Below are 20,010 nucleotides of genomic sequence, written 5' to 3'. Positions count from 1 at the left end.
TCTTTTTGGACGCGGCCCTTGACGGCCAGAAACCGATCATCGTACGGTTTTCGTGCTCGGGCGGTCCGCTCCGATGAGCTCTCTCCTGCCGTCCGCCCCATCGGCTCCGCTCTCCCACGAATAGAGGAACGGTCATGTCGGTATCCGGTCGGTCGACCACCCCCGCGCACCGAGAGGCGGGCCACCCGGCTCCGGCCCCGCGGCGGGCGTCCGCCCCGCGCCTGGCCCTCGCCGCAGCGGCCTCGGCCGCACTGCTGATGGGCGCCGCGTCGCCCGGCCTCGCGGCCCCGGCCGCCCCGGCGTCCGGCGACGCGGTGCACTACGTGGCGCTCGGCGACTCCTACAGCTCCGGGCTCGGCATCCCGCAGCAGACCGACACGGCCTGTGGCCGCTCGGACCGCAACTACGCCTCGCTCGTCGCGCAGGAGGTCGGCGCCGCATCGTTCACCGACGTGACCTGCGCAGGGGCCGACACCACGCACATGGCGGGCCCGCAGGACGCCGCCGCGCCCCAGCTCGACGCCCTGCGCCCCGACACGACGCTGGTCACCCTGGGCGTCGGCGGCAACGACCTGGACCTGGCCGGCGTCATCACCCGCTGCGTCCTGGTGGGCTATCTGGCGCCACACGGCTCGCCGTGCAAGACCAGCTTCACCCTGTTCGGCACCGACGAGATCCGCTCCCGGATCAACGCGACCGCACCGAAGATCGACGCGGTGCTCGACCGGATACACGCCCGCTCGCCGCAGGCCCGGGTGCTGCTCGTCGGCTACCCCTCGCTGCTGCCGGACGACGGCGGCTCCTGCCGCGCCACCATCCCGCTGGCCGACGGCGACTTCGGCTGGGTGCGGGACGAGGAGAAGCGCCTCGACACCATGCTGGCGCAGCGGGCCGGCGCGTACGGCGCCGACTACGTCGACACCTACGGCCCGTCCGTCGGGCACGACGCCTGCAAGGCCGCGGGCGTGCGCTGGATCGAACCGGCCGACTCGGACGAGGGCGCGGGCTTCCACCCGAACGCGACCGGACACAGGAGCATGGCCGATGCCGTCCTCGCCGCCCTCGGCCGCTGACACCTCACTCCCGCCCGGCGTCCAGCCCGTACCGGCGGAGGAAGGCGCGGACCTGCTCCGCCATGTCGACCGCGCCCGGCTCCAGCAGCCACTGCGTCTGAAGCCCGTCCATCAGGGCGAGCAGCTGCTGCGCCACGGCCGCCGGATCGTCCCGGGCGTCCGCCCCCGCCGCGGCGAACAGCTCCTCCAGGAGGTCGGTGGTCTCCCGGCGCAGGACCTGGTAGCGCCGTACGAAGTAGTGGTGGGCGGGGTGCTCCGGATCGGATGCCTCCGCCGACAGCTTCGCGTACAGCGCGACCAGGCCCGGCGTCCCGGTGTTGCGGGCGATCACGTCGACCAGCCGGCGCAGCCGCTCGGCCGGGTCCGGCTCCGGGTCGCCGGGGCCGAGGACGCCGGGGAAGAGCCGGCGCGCGTCGGTCTCGTCGCGACGGCTCAGCACGTCCAGGAGCAGGGCCTCCTTGCCGGGGAAGTGGTGCAGCAGCCCGGCGTGGGTCAGCCCGGCGTGGGCGGCGATGTCGCGCAGCGAGACCGCGTGGAAGCCGGAGCGGGCGAACAGTTCGGCCGCCGAGTCGAGAATCCGGGCTCGGGTCCGCTCGCCCTTCGTCATGCGCGGGGGCGCGTCGGGCGCGGGGTCGGTCACTTCGGTGGTCTCCTGCCGCAGTCGGTCGTCGTCCGGCAGAACTTACCGGCTGGTTAATTCCTCGGAGCAAAAACCTACCAAGTGGTTAATTCCGTGTGTAGGCTCACCGGCAATCTTCGCCGGGGGCGGTGACCCCCGGCTCTCCAGACGGAGCGAAAGACATGAGCAGAACTTCCCGAACCGCGACGGTGGCCGCCTGCGTCGCGGCCTCGCTCGCCCTCGCGGGATGCGCCGGCGACGGCGGCGGCACCGCGAGCGCCGGATCGTCCACGCTGAACATCGCGACGATGACCCTCCCGCAGAGCCTGGACCCCGCGGTCGCCACCGGCAGCGCCCTGCCGTACTTCCAGGCCGTGTACGACACCCTCATCAAGCGCGAGCCCGACGGCACCTTCAGCCCGATGCTCGCCACGAAGTGGACGTACAACACCGACCGCACCGAGCTCGCGCTGACCCTGCGCGAGGGCGTCGAGTTCGCCGACGGCAGCGCCTTCGACGGCGCGGTGGTCAAGGCGAACATGGAGCGCTTCCAGAAGGGCGGCGGGGCCTCCGCGAAGTGGCTGAACGACCTGGAGGCCGTCGACGTCACCGACGCCGCCCACGTCACGCTCAAGTTCAAGCAGCCCAATCCGGCGATGGAGTTCTACCTGAGCGACGCGCCCGGCCTGATGGCCAACCCCAAGCAGTTCGCGAAGGGCGACAGCCTCAAGACGACACCCGACGGCACCGGCCCGTACCGCCTCGACAAGTCCCGCACCACGGTCGGCACCAAGTGGTCCTACCGCCGCAACGCGGACTACTGGGGCAAGGAACTCCCGTACAAGAACATCAGCATCAGCTTCTTCGACAACGAGACCGCGATCACCAACGGCCTCAAGACCGGGCAGGTGAACGCCGCCCTCCTGCAGTCCGCCGACCAGCAGATCGCCATCGAGTCCGACCCGAAGACCAAGACGGAGAAGCAGGAGATCGACTTCCAGGGGCTGCTGCTCTTCGACCGCGACGGCAAGCTGACGCCGGCCCTGCGCGAGGCGAAGGTGCGCCAGGCGCTCAACTACGCGGTGGACCGCGACACGATGCTCGACCGCATCCGCCAGAACCGCGGCCGGACGACCTCGCAGATATTCGGCCCCGAGACCATGGGCTACGACAAGAAGCTCGACACCTACTACTCCCACGACCCCGCCAAGGCCAAGGCCCTGCTCAAGGAGGCCGGTTACGCGAACGGCTTCACCCTGAAGCTGCCGCGGATCACGGCGATCGTCAACGACGCGCTCGCCGCCTCCCTCCAGTCCGACTTCAAGGCCATCGGCGTGAAGCTCGTCTGGGACACGCTCGACGGCGCCTCGGCCGTCCAGAAGGTGTTCACGGACCGGGCCTACTCCGGCATGGTCATGAACATGGGCCAGCCCACCTCCGACTGGGCCGCGGCCAACGACCTGGTCACCCCGGGCGCGTTCAACATGTTCGGCACCACGGACAAGGTGACGCAGAAGCTGCTGCCCCGCATACAGACCGGCACCGGGTCCGAGGCGAAGGCCGCCGCGCGCGAGCTGAACGAACACCTCGTGAAGGACGGGTGGTTCGTCCCCTTCTACCGGATGGGCTACCTGCACGTCTCGGACGGGACCGTGAGGATCTCCCCGCAGTCCGGCATGGCCGTCCCCTCCATCTACAACTACGCGCCGGCCGAGTAATGCCCCGCGCCGACGGATACCGAGTGCCATGCTGAACTTCATCGCCCGCAGGATCGTCTCGGGAGCCGTGCTCCTGGTCGTGATCTCCTTCCTCACCTATCTGCTGCTGTCGGTCCCGCACATCGACGTGGGCCGCCAACTGCTCGGGGAGAGCGCGTCCCAGAGCGCCATCGACGCCAAGAACGCGTCGCTGGGGCTCGACGACCCGGTGCTCCAGCAGTACGGGACCTGGCTGTCCCACGCCGTCCGGGGCGACCTCGGCAGCTCCTGGTTCACGAGTGAGGACGTGGGCCAGGCCGTCGGCAACCGCCTCCCGGTCACGGCGAGCCTGATGCTCGGTGTCACCGTCGTCACCACGGTCCTCGCCTTCCTGCTCGGGGTGTGGGCCGGGGTGCGGCGCGGCGCGGCCGACCGCTTCGTCCAGGTGCTCGGCGTGGTGGGGTACGCCCTGCCGGGGTTCCTGCTGACCCTCGTGCTGGTCCTGGTCTTCGCGGTACGGCTGCGCTGGTTCCCCGCCATCGGCTACACCGGCTTCACCGACGCGCCCAGCGGCTGGCTCTCCACCATCACCCTGCCGGTCCTCTCCCTGTCGGTGGCGTCCGTCGCGGGTGTCTCCCAGCAGGTGCGGGGAGCCGTCATCGACGCCCTGCGGCAGGACTACGTACGCACCCTGCGGGCCCGCGGACTGCCCGCGTCCCGGATCGTGTTCAAGCACGTCCTGCGCAACGCCTCGGCGCCCGCGCTCTCCGTGCTCGGCATGCAGTTCGTGGGCCTGCTCGGCGGGGCCGTGCTCGTGGAGCAGATCTTCGGGCTCCCCGGCATCGGCTCCATGACCGTCACCTACACCACCCGCGGCGACATCCCCGTGATCATGGCGCTCGTCATGCTCACCGTGGTCGGCGTCGTCCTGATCAACCTCCTGGTCGACGTCCTGATCGGCTGGCTCAACCCCAAGGCGAGGGTCGCATGAGCGACAACATCCGGGCCGCGACCCTGCGCCGGGTCCTGCGCAACCCCCTCGGCGGGCTGTCCGCCGCCCTGCTCCTGCTCCTCGTCCTGGCCGTCGTCCTGGCGCCCCTGATCGCCTCGCAGGACCCGGGCGCCTCGTCGCTCGGCGAGGCGTTCGACGGCCCGAGCGGGGCGCACCCGCTCGGCATGGACTCGGCGGGCCGCGACATCCTCGCCCGCGTGCTGTACGGCGGGCGCAACACCCTCGGCGGCGCGCTGCTCGCCCTCGCGATCGCCCTGGTGCTCGGCGTCCCGTCGGGGCTCTTCGCCGGCTACCGGGGCGGCCGGTTCGACGCCGTCGCCAACTGGACCGTCAACCTCGTCATGGCGCTGCCCGCCATGGTCGTCCTGCTCGCGTCCCGGGCCATCCTCGGCCCCGACGTCCGGGTCCTGATGATCGTGCTGGGCGTCCTGGTGGCCCCCAGCTTCTTCCGCCTGGTGCGCGGCATCGTCGCCAACGTCCGGGGCGAGCTGTACGTGGACGCCGCGAAGGTCTCCGGCCTGTCCGACACCCGCATCGTCGCCCGGCACGTCCTGACCGTCGTGCGCGGGCCCATCATCATCCAGGTCGCGCTCGTCGCGGGCATCGCCATCGCCCTCCAGGCCGGCCTCGAATTCCTCGGCGTCGGCAGCGGATCGACGGCCACCTGGGGCGCCATGCTCAACGAGGCGTTCCAGAACATCCAGCGCGCGCCCCGGCTCATCCTCTGGCCCGGCCTCGCCCTCGGACTCACCAACTGCGCCCTGGTCCTGCTGGCCGGAGCCGTACGCGACGCCCTGGAGGAGCAGGCGCCCCGGCCCGCCCGCCGCCGGCGCACCGCGCCCGCCCCGGCCCCGGTGGAACCGGCCGCCGAGTCCACGGAGCCGCGCGCCGCGCTGCTGTCCGTGCGCGGGCTCACCGTCGCCTACGCCCGCCCCGACGGCACCGACAAGGAGGTCGTGCACGGCGTGGACCTGGACGTGCGGCCGGGCGAAATCGTGGGCCTCGTCGGCGAGTCCGGGTCCGGCAAGACGCAGACCGCCTTCTCGGTCCTCGGCCTGCTGCCCGAAGGCGGGCGCGTCACGCGCGGCAGCATCACGGTCAACGGCCGGGAGACGGCGGGCATGCGCGAACGCGACCACCGCGCGCTGCGCGGCCGCACCCTCGCGTACGTACCGCAGGAACCCATGAGCAACCTCGACCCCGCCTTCACCATCGGCAGCCAGCTCATGGAGCCCATCCGCCACCACCTCGGACTCGGCCGCAGGGAAGCCGCCGACCGGGCCCGCGAGTTGCTGCGCCTGGTCGAGATCCCCGACCCGGAACGCACCCTGCGCCTCCACCCGCACGAGATCTCCGGCGGCATGGCCCAGCGCGTCCTGATCGCCGGCGCGATGTCCTGCGACCCCGCCCTCCTGATCGCCGACGAGCCGACCACCGCGCTCGACGTACGGGTCCAGGCCGAAGTGCTCGACCTGCTGCGCAGGCTCCGGGACGAACGCGGCCTCGGCGTCCTCCTGGTCACGCACAACCTCGGCGTCGTCGCCGACGTCTGCGACCGGGTGGCCGTGATGAACGCGGGCCGCATCGTGGAGACCGGCACCACCGAGCAGATCCTCGGCGCACCGCGCGACCCCTACACCCGCGCCCTGCTCGCCGCCGTGCTCGACGACGCACCGGCCCGCGCGCCCTGGCAGCCCCGAGAAGCAAGGACCGTCACCGCATGAACACCCCCGACGCCGCGGCCGCTTCGGACACCCCCGCTCCGGACGCCCTGCTCACCGTGCGCGACCTGCGGGTCTCCTTCCCCGGCAAGGGGTGGCGCGCCCCGGAGACCGAAGTCCTCAAGGGCGTCGGCCTCGACGTCCGGCCCGGCGAGACCCTCGGCCTGGTCGGCGAGTCCGGCTCGGGCAAGTCCACCATCGGCCGGGCGATCCTCGGGCTCGTACCGGTGCGTTCGGGCTCGATCACCTTCGACGGCGAGCGCATCGAACACGCCGACGCCCGCCGCCGCCGCGCCCTCAGCCGCGACCTCCAGGTCATCTTCCAGGACCCCTACACCTCCCTGAACCCCGCCCGCACCATCCGTGACACGCTCGCCGAACCGCTCATCGGCCAGGGCACCGCCGCCCGCGAGGCCCGGGGGCGGGTCGCCGGGCTGCTGGAGCGCGTCCACCTGCCGGCGGACGCGGCGGGGCGCCTGCCCCGGGAGTTCTCCGGCGGCCAGCGCCAGCGCGTCGCCATCGCCCGGGCGCTGGCGCTGCGCCCCCGGCTGGTCATCTGCGACGAGCCGGTGTCCGCACTGGATCTGACGACCCAGCGCACGGTGCTCGATCTCCTCCTGGAGATCCAGGAGGAGACGGGGGTGTCGTATCTGTTCGTCTCGCACGACCTGGCCGTCGTCCGGTTCATGAGCCACCGCGTGTCGGTGATCCACCGGGGCGAGATCGTGGAGACCGGCGACGCCGCGAAGGTCACCTCGCAGCCGCGCCACGGCTACACCCGTACCCTGCTGCTCGCCTCGCCGGTGGCGGACGTGGCCGAACAGCGCAGGCGGCGCGAGGCGGCGGTGGGCGGGGTGTCCGGGGCCTGACGGGTCACGTACGCAGGACGGAACGGGGTGCCCGGCGGGCGCCCCGTTCCCGCGTTCCGGCTGCCTTCGCGCGTGGCCGCTATCGGCTACTCAGGGTACTTATCAGCTTTTTCGGAGTGTTACGCCGCATTTATCCCGCGGCTCGTGTCATCTCTTAGAGCGATCGGTTGATCAGTACGACAATCATCCCGGCTCGAAGGAGTTCAGCATGCGTATTTCCGCCACCGTCCGTTCCCGCAGCGTTCGCGCGGGTGCCGTCGCGGCCGCTGCGGTCGCCGCCGCCGGAGCCACCCTGGCCGGAGCCTCCGCCGCCTACGCCGCGCCCGGCGACAGCGGTGACATCGACATCCGCTCGGTCGGCTGGCACTCGCGCGGCGGCGACGGCGTCGAGGTCTGCAAGTTCGTCCTCTCGGCCAGCAACTTCGAGTCGCTTCCGGCCGTTCCGTGGACCATCACCGCGCAGCCCCCGACCGTTCCGCCGGGGGACACCCTGGCGAGCACCCTGCCCCTGGTGAACGGCTCCGCCCGCAGCCAGGAGTACCTGCTCCCCGAGGGCACCTACCAGCTGGTGTGGGTCGTCCCGGCGGGCCCGAAGAACAAGTCCTTCCAGGTGGACTGCTCCAAGCCGGCCGGCAACCACGGCCCCGGGAACAACGACGAGCGCGGCTCGGGCGCCTCGAGCGCCGAGAAGGGCTACGAGCAGCCGTCCGGTGGCGTGCCGGCCGGTGGCGGCGGCGTCCCGGACATGGAGAGCGTCAGCTCCGAGAGCGACTCGAACGTCGGCGCCGCCGCCGCGCTGGCCGCCGGTGCGGTCGGAGCCGCCGGGCTGATCATGGTCCGTCGATCCGCACGCCGCCGTGCCCGCAACGAGGCATAACCCGCGCAGAAGACGCCGACGGGGCCCGAGCCGGGCGTGTCGTCTGACGATGACGTTGTGTGTGACCTCCTCGCTGGTGACCGGCATCGTCTGGGCGAGTTCCGACTCGTCCGACGATCCGGTCGCCGCCGCCCACGGCAATGACGCCGCGGGCGGCGGCGACCGGCCGGCCGAGGAGTCGCACGCACCCCTGTCCCCGTCGCGGCCGGTGAAGATCGCGGTGCCCGCCATCTTCATCGAGGCGCCGGTCACCGGCCTCGGGCTCGACAAGAAGGGGCACCTCGGCGCCCCGCCGATGAGCAGGCCGAGAGAGGTGGGCTGGTACCGCGGCGGGCCGTCGCCGGGCGAGGCGGGGACCTCGCTCATCGTCGGCCACCGCGACACGGAGACCGGACCGGCCATCTTCCTCAACCTCAACGCCCTGCACCGCGGTGACAAGGTGACGGTCACCCGGGCCGACCGGCAGACCGCCGTCTTCACGGTCGACGCGGTGGAGACGTACACGAAGGACAAGTTCCCCGACGACAAGGTGTACGGGAGCACCGGCCGTCCGGAACTGCGGCTGATGACCTGCGGTGGGCGCTTCAACAAGAAGGACGGCTATGCGGCCAATGTCGTCGTCTTCGCCCACCTGACGTCACTGAAGAAACAGAAGGTCTGACCACGTCCGGTGCGCGGCGGCAGACCTGATGGCCGAGAGCGGTAGGGAACGGCCGGTGCCTCGGGGGCGAGGCGCCGGCCATCCGCATGACCGGGGCGCGCCGCCCTCAGTGCCCGGGCCCGTCCGGGCCGGGACCGTGCTCCTCGGCGGACAGCAGGTCCTCGGCGCGGCCTTCGAGCATGCGGGCCGTCTCGGTCGAGCGGGGCAGCATGGTCTTCTCGTACGCGCGCACCGCGTCGTCGACCCGGGCCGCGCTCCCGAGGGCCAGGGCGAGGTCGCAGGCGTCGAGCATGGCGAGGTTCACCCCGACGCCGAGCGGCGGCATGAGGTGCGCGGCGTCCCCGAGCAGGGTCACCGTCGGGTTGTGCGCCCAGGTGTGCGGGACCGGCAGGGCGAGGATCGGGCGGTGTACGAAGGGCCCGTCGTTGTCCGTGATCATCCGGCGCAGACCGGGCGCCCAGTGGGCGTAGCGCTCCATGAGGAGGGCGCGGACCGCGTCGGTGCCGGCGCCGGTCGGGCCGGGGGTGCCGATCCGGTCCGCGGGGACGCGCTGGATGAGATAGGTGCGGATGCGGTCGCCGCCGTTGCGCTGGGCGAACATGGCGCGCTCCCCGTCGGCGGCGTGGGCGCTGCCCCGGCCGACCAGCTCGGCGAGGTCGCGGTGGCGCTCGTCCACGCCGGAGAACCAGGCTTCCAGGAAGCTCACGCCGGTGTACGCGGGAACGGCGGGTGACACGGCGGGCCGGACCCGCGAGAACGCGCCGTCGGCGCCGATGACCAGGTCCGTTTCGACGGTGGTCCCGTCGGCGAAGTGCAGCCGCCGCGGGCCGTCGTCCGGTCCGCCGACGCGTTCGAGGGCATGGCCCCACCGGACGGTGCCCGGCTCCAGCGAGTCGAGCAGCAGATCGCGCAGGACGCCCCGGTCTATTTCCGGCTTGAACAGCTCGTCGGGTTCCGGGACGTGATGGCCGGTGAGCACGCCGGCCGCCGTGTACCGGCGCATCTCCTGCCCCTCCGGGCGGGCCAGCCGGAAGAAGTCGTCGAGCAGACCGGCTTCGCGCAGGGCGATCTGTCCGTTGTCCGCGTGCAGGTCCAGGGTTCCGCCCTGGTCCCGGGTGTGGGGCCCGTCGTCGCGGTCGTAGACGGTCACGGCTGTGCCGAGCCGCTGGAGGATGCGTGCGCAGGTCAGCCCGCCGGGGCCGGCCCCGATGATGCTGATCCGGGCGTGGGCGGGGGTGGGTGAGGTCATGGGCGTTCCTTTCGTGGCAGGTGTGTGGACGAGGACGGGAGGGCCGACCCCGCCTGCCTAAAAGTAGAACATGGAAAAAAGTAGAATCCAAAAACTTAAATGTGGATTCCACTGTCGGGTAGACTCCTGCCCATGACCGAGACCCCCGTCGGCCGCCGCGAGCGCAAGAAGGCGCAGACCCGGCAGTCGATCGCCGACGCCGCGCTCGAACTCTTCCTGGAGCGCGGCTACGACCACGTGAGCATGCGCGACATCGCCGACGCGGCCGACGTCTCGACCGCCACGATCTTCAAGCACTTCCCCGGCAAGGAAGCCCTCGTCTTCGACCAGGAGGAGGGCGTGGACGCGCGGCTGATCGCCGCCGTACGGGACCGGGCCGCCGGCCAGGGCATCCTCGACGCCCTGCACCAGCACCTGATCGACAGCTGGCTCCCCCTCGTGGCCCACCCGCAGCGGCAGGAGTTCGACCGGCTGGTCCACTCGACACCGGCGCTGCGCGCGTACGCCGAACGCATGTGGGCCCGCCACACCGACACGCTGAGCACGGCCATCGCCGACGACCTCGGCGTGCCGCACGACGACCTCGCCTGCGTCACCCTCGCCCGCTTCGTCCTGGAGATCCCCGTCCTCTCCCAGGGGCAGGAGGACCGCCGGGCGGCCATCGACGGGATCTTCGGCATCCTCGCCCACGGCTGGCGACCGCCGGGCCGGGCGTAGAGCCTGTTCGCGCCGGATGCCTAGCCGCTGATGCGGCGCAGGGCCAGGAGGGTCGCGTCGTCGGTGCGGTGGGGGCCGTCCAGGTGGGCGACGAGCCGTTCGGCGTAGTCCTGGAGTCCGGTGTTGCCGACGCCCGGGGCGGCTTCCCGGAAGCAGTGTTCCGCGGCGGTGAGGAAGCGCCGCGTGTCCAGATCGGGGTCGCTGGTGCGGCGTTCGGTCAGGCCGTCCGAGTACATCAGGACGATGTCGCCGACCTCCACGGGCGTGGTGGTGGCGGTGTACGCCGCGCCGGGCATGACCCCCAGCGGGAGGCCGGGTCCGCCCTCGGGGGCCGGCAACTGGGCGGCGAGGCCGTCGCGTACCAGCACGGGGCGCGGATGCCCGGCGCAGGTCCAGCGGAGCAGGGCGCGTTCCGGGTGGAAGCGGGCGACGATCGCGGTGGCGGTGGACTCGCTCCCGTCGGCGCAGGCCACCTCGTTGAGCCATCCCGTCAGCCGTTCTACGGACTCCTCGGTGTAGGCGAGGCCGGCGAGGGCGTACCGCAGCTTGGCCATCAAAGTCGCCGCCTCCAGGCCGTGCCCGCGGGCGTCGCCCAGGGCGATCAGGAGGCGGCCGTCGGGAAGGCTGCGCGCCTTGTACCAGTCGCCACCGACTCCGGCCTCCCGCGCGTCGGGCCGGTAGACGGCCGCCGCGTCGAGTCCGAAGGGGGCCGGCTCGTCCTGGAAGTGCGGCAGCACCGCTTCGCGCAGGACGTCGGCGACCTCGGCGACGGCGTCGGTGCGCTCACGCTCACGGCGTGCCTCGCGTGCGGCACGCTCGGCCGCCTCGCGGTGCAGCCGGTCCGTGGTGACGTCGATGAGGACCGCCCGCAGGGCCCAGACCAGGCTGCCCGGAGCGATGCGCACGGGTTCGGCGACCATGCGGAACACGCGCTCGCGGCGCCTGCGCAGGCGCAGTTCGCACTCGGCGGTGCGCTTGCGCAGGATGACGTCGTACAGCGTCCGGTACAGACCGGGCAGGCTGTCCGGTGTGGTGGCCGTCGCCAGCTCCAGCAGGTCCGGCACCGGTGTGTCGCCGGGCAGGCCGAGTACCTGACGGAATCCGCGGGAGGGCTCGATCCCGTGGTCGCCGAGATTCCACTCCGCCCAGCAGGAGCGGACGAGGTGCTGGGTGGCTGACGCCATACGGAGCCGGCTTCCGCGCTCCCATGACACCAGGAGGTGGTCACCGCAGGGGGCGACCCGGACCTCGCCGCTGATGCGCACCGGTCCCGACGGGGTGCTCACGAGCCACTCCGCCGTTTCGGGGCCCTGCGGCTTGCCCTGCTGGTACGCGCGGGTCATCATGCCGGGGACCGGCGTACGGGAGAGGGCGGGGAAGAGCTCGAAGAGCGATGCGGGGCCGGCCTCCCGCGGCACCGAACCCAGGGGCGGCCGGGAGGCCGCATAGGCGCGGGCCGCGGCGTTCTGGGTCACGTAGAAGACGTCCCGGAGCGCGCCGTCGTCATCGAACACCGGGACCACCAGCAGAGCCGCCACCGGGAGGGCGTCGAGCACCTCCTGGAGGGAAGGTGGCGCCGAGGACACCTGGGGCGGCGGGGCCGAGGGCGCGGGGCCGGCGGGGTGGAGCTCGGTGTACGCCGTGACGCGTCGCCGCTGGCTCTCCAGCAGCTCCCGGATCGCCCGCAGCTCCAGCCGGGAGCGCACGCCGTCCACCGAAGAGGGGTCGTCCAGGGGCATGTCGGGCCTTATCGGTGCGGTGCGGCGACGGGTGTGAAACAGCATCGGGGCGGGGCGCCGGGCACGCCAGCCGGTGTGGGCCGAGTGGCCGCCACGGTGGATCGGGAAGGTGCGCGCGAAACCCGTTGCACCATGGTCAAGAAACGTTGACCATTACTCGCATGCCCTCCGGGCGACGAGAGGCCGACGCCTCGGCACCGGCACCGCACTGACCTGCACGGAAGCCGTCGAAGGCATTGCCATCCCGGGGCTGGCCTCCGCCCCGAATCCCTACGCGGCCGGACTGGCGCTCGCCGTCTGCGGGGCCGGCACGGGCGCCACGATGGTGCTCGGGCCCTCCCTCCGGCAGGCGATCGTCCCCGCCCACCTGATGGGCCGGGTCGCCTCCACCTCGCTGTGACGCCCGCCGCGAGGGCGTCACAGCGAGCCGTCGTCCTCGTCGGCACACGGACCACGGACCGCGGACCGCTTCGGCGCGGGGCGGCGGCGCCGGGAAAAGTACGGCCGTTGCGGCCGCGTAGGAGTCGATCGGGTCGGACTTGCCTTTCATCCGCCGGGTCTTGCGGTCCGGCCGGTCGACGTCGATGACCGTGACCCCGGCCGCGGTCAGCACCCGGGCGAGCTCGGCCCCGTAGGCACCCGTGCCCTCCACCCCCACCGCGGTCAGCGTGCCGTGGGAGCGCATCCAGTCGAGCAGGTCGCGATAGCCGCGGATGGAGGCGGGGAACTCGCGGTCGGCCAGGTGCCGGCCGATGGAGTCGATCACCGCCCCGTGGTGCGTCAGGCCGTGGGTGTCGACTCCGCCGGTGATCTGCGGGCCGTCGTGCGTCATGCTGGTCATGTCCGTCCTTGTGGCGTGTCCGTTCCGAGGGCGGCACGCGCCGGTCGGGCGGGTGGACAAGACAGTGACGGGGCTTCTGGACCAAGCTCCTATGAAGTCACAAACGCCCGTCCGGCCGCGTGCGTGGTGGCTCCGCCGATGCGCCGACAAATCCGAAACAGGACAGTCGAAGACGTCAGTCAGTCGGCGAGTCAGACGCATCAGCAGAACCACCACTCACATCCTCACTGTCAGTCGGGGCCGGCGCCGATGCCCCGGCGGTGGACCGCCACCGCGGCCCGGTGGCCGTGGGGGACGGCGATGTCGGCCAGCAGCCACCCGGACGGGGCGGCCGGTGCCTCGCCCGCGCCGACGTACTCGGTCGACGGGTCCGCGCCCAGGCCGATGCCGAGCCCCTTCAGATACGCCTCCTTCCTGGTCCACAGCCGGGCGAACGCCGCCGGGCGGATCGCGGGGGAGAGGGCGGCGAGTTCCGCCGACTCCGCCGGGTGCAGGACATCGGCCGCCTCGACCAGGGTCCGCGGGTTCGGCACCGGCTCGACGTCCACCCCGACCGGGGTGGCGGCGACGGCGATGAGGCTCAGGCCCTCGCAGTGCGACAGCGAGAAGTGCAGGTGCCCGCCGGGCAGGACGGGCCGGCCGTGCGGTCCGCCGCAGCCCGGGCACGGAGACCGGGCCACCGAGACGGTGCGGGGCGCGACGCCCAGGTGGTTGCCGAGCACCCGGCGCAACCCGACATGGGCACACAGGTAGGTGGCCCGGTCGGTGGGGCGGCGGAACTCCTCCGCCCGGGCCAGCTCCGAGGGGCCGAGGACGAGCGGGGCGTACCGGGTCGCGCTCTCCTCGTGCGCGGCGGTGGCGACCAGCCAGAGCTGCGCGGCCCCGGGGCCGGGACCGGTCAGCGGGGGCAGCGCCGCGGGGAGCGGGGGCAGCGCGGTCGGGCGGAGCAGGCGGTCGAGGGCGGGCGGTGGACTGGGTTCCAGCAGGGACATGTCTGCCTCACACGGCTGTGGCGGTGGGCTCGGGGGCGGCGGTGGCGGCGGTGACCTCCGCGGTGCCGGGGTTCGTGCGCGTCACGGGGGAGCGCAGCGCGAGGGTGGCGGCCACGGGCGAGAACAGGGCGACGGCCGCGCACAGCAGCCAGGTGCCGGTCACGCCCAGCGGGGCGGAGATCGAACTGAAGACGGCGAGCGACAGGGGCGCCGCTCCGATGCTGGACAGGGAGAAGGTGGACATCGCGGCGCCCAGCCGGCCCTCGGGGACGGCCTGTTGGTACGCGGTGACCAGGGCCGGGCCGTTGAGCCCCGAGAAGAGGCCGACGACGCACGCCGTGACCGCCAGGACGCTCGGGGACGGGACCAGCGCCATGGAGCCCATGCCGACGGCGAGTCCGGTGCCGGTGACCAGGAGCTTGACCGGGACCGGGATGCGGTGGGCGAGGGCCGCGCCCAACGCCGCCGACGCCAGCGCACCCGCGCTGAACGCGGTCAGGGCCGCCGCGACCGAGCCGATGCCCCACCCCTCGCCGGAGGCGCGCAGCGGCAGGGCGACCTCGGCCGGCCACAGGAACGCGAAGTCCATGCAGAAGCAGGCGATGAACATCCACCGCAGCTTCGGGTGGGCGCCCAGCAGCAGAAGCCCGTCACCGGAGCGCCGCAACAGCGAGGGGCTCGCCCCGGAGCGGCGTTCGGGGCGGTGCATGCCGTGGGTGACGTGGAAGGCGCAGACGAGCCAGACGGCGCATCCGGCGGCCGAGACGATCATGACGTCGGACAGGGCGCCCGCCACCACCAGCCACGCCCCGAGCGGTGACCCGGCGATCGGCGCGAGCCGCATCACCATGGAGAACAGGGAGTTTGCGCGGCCCAGGTGCTCCTGAGGGGCCAGCCGGGTGAGCAGGACGCCGGATGCCGGACCGGTGAGGCCGAGCAGGGAGCCCTCCACCACGGCGACGGCGACCAGGGGCCAGAGGCTGTCGGCGCCCGCGGTGACCAGGACACCGAGGGCGAGGACGACGAGCCGGGTGGCGGTCGCCCGCAGCAGGACGGCGCGTGGGCCGAGGCTGTCCGCGAGTGCGCCGCCGAACAGCAGCATCAGGGCACGCGGCAGCGTGGAGGCGAGGATCACGAGGGTCACGGCGCCCCGCCCGCCGATCTGGACCGCGGTCCAGTTCATGGCGATGAGGAGGGCGAAGCTTCCGCACTGGACGGCGGCCTGGCCGGTGACGAAGCTGCCGATGCGCCGCCAGTCCGGGGCGGACGCCGCCTCGGACGAGGGGGCGGAGGGGTTCGTTGTCATGGGGTTGGGCTTCCTGAGGGAGAGGGCTGGGGCCTGTCGTCGTGAGGCAGACGGGAATTTGTCGTCCGGTAGACGGGCATGTGACGACAGGGGCCTAGGAGTGAGCGGTTCAGCGGGGTCTTCGGGTGGCGCGGACGCTGACCCCGGTGTCGTCGCCGCGCAGCGTCGCGGTGACGGCCAGGGTGGCGGCGCGGCCGGCTGCGTCGTGCAGGGCCCGGCGGCCGCGCACGCCGCCGCCGTGGGTGCGCAGTTCCAGGCGGCCGCCGAGGTAGCCCCGGCCCGCCTCGGCGAGGGTGCGCTCGGCGGCGCGGCGGGCCGCTTGGGCCAGAGTGTCGCGGCCCTCCGCGTCCCGTACGCCGTCGTCGTCGGCGGAGACGGTGATGCCGGGGAGCTCCCGCACCAGGAAACGGGCCTGGACGCTGCGGCCGCGCCGGCGGTACGGACGGGCGGTCACGGCGCCGCTCCGATGGCGGACTGCCCGGCGGCGAGCGATGACCGCCCGTCGAAGGGGCTTTCGGGCCACCACAGGTCCTCGGGGCCCAGCGCGGAGACCGTGTACTTACCCAACGCGCTGGTCAGCAGCCGCAGTTCGAGGGCGATGCTCTCGACGAGGCGTTCCAGGCCGTGCCGGGGGTCCTCGTCCACCGCGATCAGGGCGGCGCGCCCCAGGCCGACGGCCCGGGCCCCGAGGGCGAGGGCGCGCAGGGCGCGTCCGCCCTCCCACATGCCGCCGCTCGCGAGCAGGCAGCCGTCGGGGCGGCCGATCCGGCGCAGGCACTCGCCGAGCGGCAGCCCGGCCTGGTCCAGGAAGACCCGGGGGGCCCAGCCGGTGCCGCCCTCCGCGCCGTCCACGGTGACGGCGTCCGCCCCGGCGGCCCAGGCGGTGCGGGCGGCGTCCCCGATGTCGCGCCCCGGGTGGAACTTCACCCAGGTACGGGCCTTGGGGAAGTTGTTCCGCATGAAGCGCAGTTGCTGGCGCAGGATCTCGTCGGTGAAGGTGCCGGGCGTGGCGCAGCGCAGCCGCCGGTCGTCGCCCTCGCCGAACACCTCGGTGACCGTGAACCGGTCCGCCAACTGCTCCGCCTCCGCGCCCCCGACGACGGTCATGCCGCCGAGACCCGGCTTGGCGCCCTGGCCGGTCTTCAACTCGAAGGCCAGGCGGCCGGATTCGAGCAGCGGCCGGGTGGCGGGGTCGCTGTAGAGGAGGTTCCAGACCTCGGAGTCGGCGTCCTCGGTCGACTGCTGGACGACGACCCCGCCGACGCCCTCGGGCGCGGCGCCGAGGTAGGCGTCGATGCGATCGAGGAGGGCGGAGCGGGTGGCGTCCCCGCCGCGCCGGTAGCCGTGGACGGGAACCATGTTCTCCCCGATGACCATGGGGATGCCGAGCCGGCCGGCCTGGCGCGAGGCGTGGACGGCGAGGTCGCCGCTGCCCGCCCGGGTGGACCCGAACGCGGACAGGTACAGCGGAAGCGAGGCGGCGAAGCCGCCGGTCCGGGTGGTCAGGTCGACGTCGCCGGACTCGGGCTCGCGGGCCAGGTCGATGAGCTTTTCGAGCCGCTCGGGCATGAAGACGGGCGGGGTGATGCGGGCCCGGTCGAGCGCGTCGGTGCCGGCGGCGTTCCCGGCGTCGGGCCCGAAGAGTTCGGCCCCGTACGAGCCGGGGGCGGGGAAGACCTCGGCGGTGCCGCGCCGGGCGCGGGCGCGGATCTGCCGTTCCGGGAAGCCGGGTGCGGTGAGGGCGCTCACGGGGCCACCACCCCGGGGAGCTTCGGGTAGGCGCTGACCTGCCACAGGGAGTCGAGCCCGGTCAGGAAGCGGACCAGACGCTGCAGGCCCATGCCGAAACCGGCGCTGGCCGGGATGCCCTCGCGCGCCTCCTTCAGGTACCAGGCGTACTTGGCGGGGTTCTCCCCGCTCTCCCGCATCCGGGTGACGATCGTCGCGTAGTCCGACTCGCGTTCGCTGCCGGAGACCAGCTCGCCGTAGCCGTGCGGGGCGATGAGGTCGAAGTTGCGCAGCACACCGGGGCGGTCGGGGTCCTCGCGGTCGTAGAAGCCGCGCGAGCCCTTGGGGTAGTCGTTGACGAAGAACGGGCGGTCGCTCTCCAGGGAGAGCAGCCGTTCACCGGTCCAGTCGATCTCGCTGTCCGGGCTCTGCGGATGACCCACGGCGAGCAGCCGGGCGACGGCCTCCTGGTGGGTGCACACGTCGTACTTGCCGCTGCGGACGTCCGCGAAGTCCGCCTCCAGGCGCCCGAGTCCGGTGAGGATGCCGGGGACCGCCGTCCATACGTGCTCGGCGACACGGGTGAGGAGTCCGGCGGCGACCTCCTGGGCGTCCTCGCGGCGGGCGCCGGCGATCTCGACGTCGATCTGGTGGAACTCCACCAGGTGGCGTCCGGTGGTGGCGGTCTCCTCCGGCTCCACCCGCACGTTGGGCGCGATGTAGAACAGCTTCGGGAAGCCGTGCAGGGACGCCTGCTTGTAGAGGATGGCGCTGGTCATCAGCTTGTACGGGCGGCCGTAGTAGTCGACGTCCAGGGCCTTGGCGCCCCGGCCGCCCGGGTCGGTGACGGGCCCGACGAGCGGCGGCAGCAGCTCGGTGAAGCCCTCCTCGCGCAGGTAGTCGCGGGCCGCCTGCAGGGCCTCCTGCTGGACGAGCATGGCGGCGCGCAGCTGCGGGGAGCGCAGGTGTTCGCCGAGCGGGGGCGGCAGGACGGGTCCGGCGGGCTGCGGGGCGTGGTCCATGACGGGCTCCTGTTCGTGGCGGTGGCCAGGGGGGCGGGGAGGTGATCAGGCGGTGGGCCGGGTCGTCAGACGGCTGGGTGGCCGGGCGGCCACGGGGACGGAGGGCGTCCGGTCGTAGCGGTCGGCCATGTGGTGGAGGGCGGTGAGCAGGCCGTCCGCCGTGAGCCGCGCGGAGTCGGCCGGGGCGTCGGGGCGGATCGGCATCGCGCCGGTGTCCGACCAGCGCAGCCGCCCGTCGGCGCCGATGACGCTGCGGGATCGGCCGGCGTTGTCGGGGTGGAGGCAGAACGGCACGTCGAGCAGACCCCGTGCGAAGGCGGCCGGCAGCGCGCGGGCCAGGTCGGTGTGCAGGCCGAGGACGGCCTCCACCAGGGCGCGGGCCTGCGCGTAGACCTCGCCCCCGGACGCGCGGACCCCCGGGGCGGGCGGCGGACCGGCGAGAGCGGCGGCCGCGGCGGCGGTCTCCAGCGCGCGGACGTTCTCGTCCACGGTCGGGATACGGCGGGACTCGGCGGTCGTCTTGACGAGCAGCCGCCGCGCCCCGGACCGCACGGCGAGCCGGGCGGACGCTTCGAGCAGGCGGGTCGCGCCGTGCTCGGTACGGGGATAGACGCCCATGTACGTGTAGAGGACGACATGGTGGTCCACGCCCGCCGGCAACAGCTCACCGGCCAGCCGGCGCAGCGCCCGTACCGCCTCCTCGTCCTGGCCCGGGTCGGTCTGCTGCGCGTAGCTCAACGAGACGCTGCGCAGGCCGTGCTGGGCGAAGAACAGGCACTCCAGCACGCTCATCGCGACGAGCAGACCGGGCGGGCAGAGCTGGCCGAGCAGGCAGCCGCCGAAGCTCTCCAGATGCGGGACCGAGCCGGGGCGTGCGCTCGCGGCCAGGATCTCGCAGCCCTCGGCCCAGGCCGCGACGGACTCCCGCAACGGGGTGCGGCCGTAGGGCAGGCAGTAGGAGACGGGCCCGCCCTCGGTGGCGTCCAGCCCGGCCGCGACCAGGGCCCGCACGATGGGCTGCGGGCGGGCGGAGCCGTGGCGGACCTGGACGGGGAAGCCGGCGTCGTGCAGGCCGTCGAGCAGAGTGCGGGTGACGGCGAGCGGGTGGGTGGCGATGGGGTAGCCGTTGAGCCGGACGCCCTCGTCAAGCGCGGCGCGGGCTCCGGCGAGGTCGCCGACGCGGGTGTAGCTGTCGATGGTGAGCGTGCCGACGGTCGTGGCGGTGGCGGCCCTGGTCCGCTCCAGGCCGGTGCGCATGGCGCGCGGATCGCCGAAGCCCATGCGGGGCTGGACGACCAGCCGGCCGGCGGCGGCCGCGTCGGCGACGAACGCGCCGAAGGGGCGCGGGGCGCCGCTCATGCCACCACCCGGGCACGGGCCGCGAGGAACGCGCACAGGGCCTCCAGGTCACCGGGCCCGTCACCGAGGACCGCGTCGCAGCCCGCCTCGCGCAGCCGGTCCGCTTCGGCCTCCCCGGAGCGGCCGGCGATGCCGAGCTTGCCGCCGACGGCCACCGGCAGGGCGGCCAGGTCCGCTTCGGCGCGCAGCTGGCGTACGGCGGCGCGGGCGTCCCGGTGGCCGTGGCCGTTGACGCTGCTGAGCACGACCGCGTCGGGGGCGTGCCGGCGACAGGCGGCCGTGAGCAGACCGGGGCTCACACAGGGGCCCAGTGCGACGACGTCGTGCCCCCGCTCCTCCAGGAACAGCCCGAGATATACGAGGTTCCAGGTGTGGGAGTCCGAAGCGGTTCCGCTCAGGAGTATCTTCATGCCTTCGATCATATTTTTGCGGACGCTTCCCGGGCGGAAGTCGAGCGGCAGTAACAGGCGGCAGTTTCCGGCCCGGAATGCGCCCCCGGATCATTTCCCTGAATGGTTTCGCCGACCG

The 20,010-nt window shown here is 73.1% G+C and carries 18 protein-coding genes and 2 pseudogenes; 9 read left to right on the top strand and 11 right to left on the bottom strand.

Annotation, left to right across the window (positions count from 1 at the left end; translation table 11 throughout):
* Positions 1-134: 134 nt before the first annotated feature.
* Positions 135-1,073 (top strand): SGNH/GDSL hydrolase family protein, encoded by a 939-nt coding sequence (locus E6R18_RS29750; protein ID WP_136319984.1) that lies wholly within the window; start codon positions 135-137, stop codon positions 1,071-1,073.
* Positions 1,074-1,077: 4 nt separating this feature from the next.
* On the opposite strand, the gene E6R18_RS29745 is transcribed toward E6R18_RS29750, so the two are convergent.
* Entirely contained in the window at positions 1,078-1,713 is a 636-nt protein-coding gene (locus E6R18_RS29745; RefSeq protein ID WP_136319983.1) for a TetR/AcrR family transcriptional regulator, read from the bottom strand.
* 161 nt (positions 1,714-1,874) lie between these two features.
* On the opposite strand from E6R18_RS29745, the gene E6R18_RS29740 reads away from it, so the two are divergent.
* The 6 genes from E6R18_RS29740 to E6R18_RS29715 all read left to right on the top strand — a co-directional run bounded on the left by E6R18_RS29740 (position 1,875) and on the right by E6R18_RS29715 (position 8,529).
* Entirely contained in the window at positions 1,875-3,410 is a 1,536-nt protein-coding gene (locus tag E6R18_RS29740; protein WP_136319982.1) for an ABC transporter substrate-binding protein, read from the top strand.
* A 28-nt stretch (positions 3,411-3,438) separates the two neighbouring features.
* Complete coding sequence (locus E6R18_RS29735; protein WP_136319981.1) at positions 3,439-4,380, top strand: ABC transporter permease; 942 nt, start codon at positions 3,439-3,441, stop codon at positions 4,378-4,380.
* Positions 4,377-6,125, top strand: coding sequence for a dipeptide/oligopeptide/nickel ABC transporter permease/ATP-binding protein (locus tag E6R18_RS29730; protein ID WP_136319980.1), 1,749 nt, complete (start codon positions 4,377-4,379; stop codon positions 6,123-6,125). Before E6R18_RS29735 ends, E6R18_RS29730 begins: the two co-directional genes overlap by 4 nt.
* On the top strand, positions 6,122-6,991 hold the full coding sequence (locus E6R18_RS29725; RefSeq protein WP_136319979.1) for an ATP-binding cassette domain-containing protein: 870 nt from the start codon (positions 6,122-6,124) through the stop codon (positions 6,989-6,991). The genes E6R18_RS29730 and E6R18_RS29725 overlap by 4 nt, the downstream gene beginning before the upstream one ends.
* A 208-nt stretch (positions 6,992-7,199) precedes the next feature.
* On the top strand, positions 7,200-7,868 hold the full coding sequence (locus E6R18_RS29720; RefSeq protein ID WP_136319978.1) for a hypothetical protein: 669 nt from the start codon (positions 7,200-7,202) through the stop codon (positions 7,866-7,868).
* A gap of 49 nt (positions 7,869-7,917) precedes the next feature.
* Positions 7,918-8,529, top strand: coding sequence for a class F sortase (locus tag E6R18_RS29715; RefSeq protein ID WP_136319977.1), 612 nt, complete (start codon positions 7,918-7,920; stop codon positions 8,527-8,529).
* A 106-nt stretch (positions 8,530-8,635) separates the two neighbouring features.
* On the opposite strand, the gene E6R18_RS29710 is transcribed toward E6R18_RS29715, so the two are convergent.
* Positions 8,636-9,778: an NAD(P)/FAD-dependent oxidoreductase gene (locus E6R18_RS29710; RefSeq protein WP_136319976.1), complete on the bottom strand. Its 1,143-nt coding sequence runs from the start codon at positions 9,776-9,778 to the stop codon at positions 8,636-8,638.
* A gap of 132 nt (positions 9,779-9,910) precedes the next feature.
* On the opposite strand from E6R18_RS29710, the gene E6R18_RS29705 reads away from it, so the two are divergent.
* Positions 9,911-10,495, top strand: coding sequence for a TetR/AcrR family transcriptional regulator (locus E6R18_RS29705; RefSeq protein ID WP_136319975.1), 585 nt, complete (start codon positions 9,911-9,913; stop codon positions 10,493-10,495).
* Between the two features lie 20 nt (positions 10,496-10,515).
* Here the strand turns inward: E6R18_RS29705 and E6R18_RS29700 are convergent, their stop codons facing one another.
* Positions 10,516-12,234 (bottom strand): PP2C family protein-serine/threonine phosphatase, encoded by a 1,719-nt coding sequence (locus E6R18_RS29700; protein WP_136319974.1) that lies wholly within the window; start codon positions 12,232-12,234, stop codon positions 10,516-10,518.
* A 181-nt stretch (positions 12,235-12,415) separates the two neighbouring features.
* Here E6R18_RS29700 and E6R18_RS35125 point away from each other — a divergent pair.
* Positions 12,416-12,628 (top strand): annotated as a pseudogene (locus tag E6R18_RS35125) (MFS transporter); the annotation flags it as partial.
* A gap of 114 nt (positions 12,629-12,742) precedes the next feature.
* On the opposite strand, the pseudogene E6R18_RS29690 reads toward E6R18_RS35125, so the two are convergent.
* From E6R18_RS29690 to E6R18_RS29655, 8 genes and pseudogenes are all read right to left on the bottom strand, one after another.
* Positions 12,743-13,066 (bottom strand): annotated as a pseudogene (locus E6R18_RS29690) (transposase); the annotation flags it as partial.
* A gap of 239 nt (positions 13,067-13,305) precedes the next feature.
* Positions 13,306-14,067, bottom strand: coding sequence for a 4'-phosphopantetheinyl transferase superfamily protein (locus E6R18_RS29685; protein ID WP_136319973.1), 762 nt, complete (start codon positions 14,065-14,067; stop codon positions 13,306-13,308).
* A 7-nt stretch (positions 14,068-14,074) separates the two neighbouring features.
* Positions 14,075-15,373 carry an MFS transporter gene (locus E6R18_RS29680; protein WP_136319972.1) on the bottom strand — a complete coding sequence of 433 codons (1,299 nt, stop codon included), beginning with the start codon at positions 15,371-15,373 and terminating at the stop codon, positions 14,075-14,077.
* A 109-nt stretch (positions 15,374-15,482) separates the two neighbouring features.
* A complete protein-coding gene (locus E6R18_RS29675; protein ID WP_136319971.1) occupies positions 15,483-15,827 on the bottom strand; it encodes a hypothetical protein in 345 nt (114 codons plus the stop codon).
* On the bottom strand, positions 15,824-17,122 hold the full coding sequence (locus tag E6R18_RS29670) for a glutamate synthase-related protein (RefSeq protein WP_136319970.1): 1,299 nt from the start codon (positions 17,120-17,122) through the stop codon (positions 15,824-15,826). The genes E6R18_RS29675 and E6R18_RS29670 overlap by 4 nt, the downstream gene beginning before the upstream one ends.
* Positions 17,119-18,123 (bottom strand): asparagine synthetase A, encoded by a 1,005-nt coding sequence (locus E6R18_RS29665; protein ID WP_136319969.1) that lies wholly within the window; start codon positions 18,121-18,123, stop codon positions 17,119-17,121. Before E6R18_RS29665 ends, E6R18_RS29670 begins: the two co-directional genes overlap by 4 nt.
* Before the next feature lie 45 nt (positions 18,124-18,168).
* A complete protein-coding gene (locus E6R18_RS29660; RefSeq protein WP_136319968.1) occupies positions 18,169-19,482 on the bottom strand; it encodes a methylaspartate mutase in 1,314 nt (437 codons plus the stop codon).
* Entirely contained in the window at positions 19,479-19,892 is a 414-nt protein-coding gene (locus E6R18_RS29655) for a cobalamin-dependent protein (protein ID WP_136319967.1), read from the bottom strand. Before E6R18_RS29655 ends, E6R18_RS29660 begins: the two co-directional genes overlap by 4 nt.
* Positions 19,893-20,010 lie beyond the last annotated feature (118 nt).

The sequence above is a fragment of the Streptomyces sp. A1277 genome, from assembly GCF_004795015.1.
GTDB lineage: Bacteria > Actinomycetota > Actinomycetes > Streptomycetales > Streptomycetaceae > Streptomyces.
Note: the sequence above shows the minus strand (reverse complement) of the source record. Positions and strands in the feature narration are given on the sequence as shown.

Coding starts and splice junctions, on each gene's coding strand:
- E6R18_RS29705 (WP_136319975.1), top strand. CDS start 9,911: ATGACCGAGACCCCCGTCGGCCGCCGCGAGCGCAAGAAGGCGCAGACC.
- E6R18_RS29735 (WP_136319981.1), top strand. CDS start 3,439: ATGCTGAACTTCATCGCCCGCAGGATCGTCTCGGGAGCCGTGCTCCTG.
- E6R18_RS29730 (WP_136319980.1), top strand. CDS start 4,377: ATGAGCGACAACATCCGGGCCGCGACCCTGCGCCGGGTCCTGCGCAAC.
- E6R18_RS29680 (WP_136319972.1), bottom strand. CDS start 15,373: ATGACAACGAACCCCTCCGCCCCCTCGTCCGAGGCGGCGTCCGCCCCG.
- E6R18_RS29655 (WP_136319967.1), bottom strand. CDS start 19,892: ATGAAGATACTCCTGAGCGGAACCGCTTCGGACTCCCACACCTGGAAC.
- E6R18_RS29740 (WP_136319982.1), top strand. CDS start 1,875: ATGAGCAGAACTTCCCGAACCGCGACGGTGGCCGCCTGCGTCGCGGCC.
- E6R18_RS29725 (WP_136319979.1), top strand. CDS start 6,122: ATGAACACCCCCGACGCCGCGGCCGCTTCGGACACCCCCGCTCCGGAC.
- E6R18_RS29750 (WP_136319984.1), top strand. CDS start 135: ATGTCGGTATCCGGTCGGTCGACCACCCCCGCGCACCGAGAGGCGGGC.
- E6R18_RS29665 (WP_136319969.1), bottom strand. CDS start 18,123: ATGGACCACGCCCCGCAGCCCGCCGGACCCGTCCTGCCGCCCCCGCTC.
- E6R18_RS29720 (WP_136319978.1), top strand. CDS start 7,200: ATGCGTATTTCCGCCACCGTCCGTTCCCGCAGCGTTCGCGCGGGTGCC.
- E6R18_RS29700 (WP_136319974.1), bottom strand. CDS start 12,234: ATGCCCCTGGACGACCCCTCTTCGGTGGACGGCGTGCGCTCCCGGCTG.
- E6R18_RS29715 (WP_136319977.1), top strand. CDS start 7,918: ATGACGTTGTGTGTGACCTCCTCGCTGGTGACCGGCATCGTCTGGGCG.
- E6R18_RS29660 (WP_136319968.1), bottom strand. CDS start 19,482: ATGAGCGGCGCCCCGCGCCCCTTCGGCGCGTTCGTCGCCGACGCGGCC.
- E6R18_RS29685 (WP_136319973.1), bottom strand. CDS start 14,067: ATGTCCCTGCTGGAACCCAGTCCACCGCCCGCCCTCGACCGCCTGCTC.
- E6R18_RS29710 (WP_136319976.1), bottom strand. CDS start 9,778: ATGACCTCACCCACCCCCGCCCACGCCCGGATCAGCATCATCGGGGCC.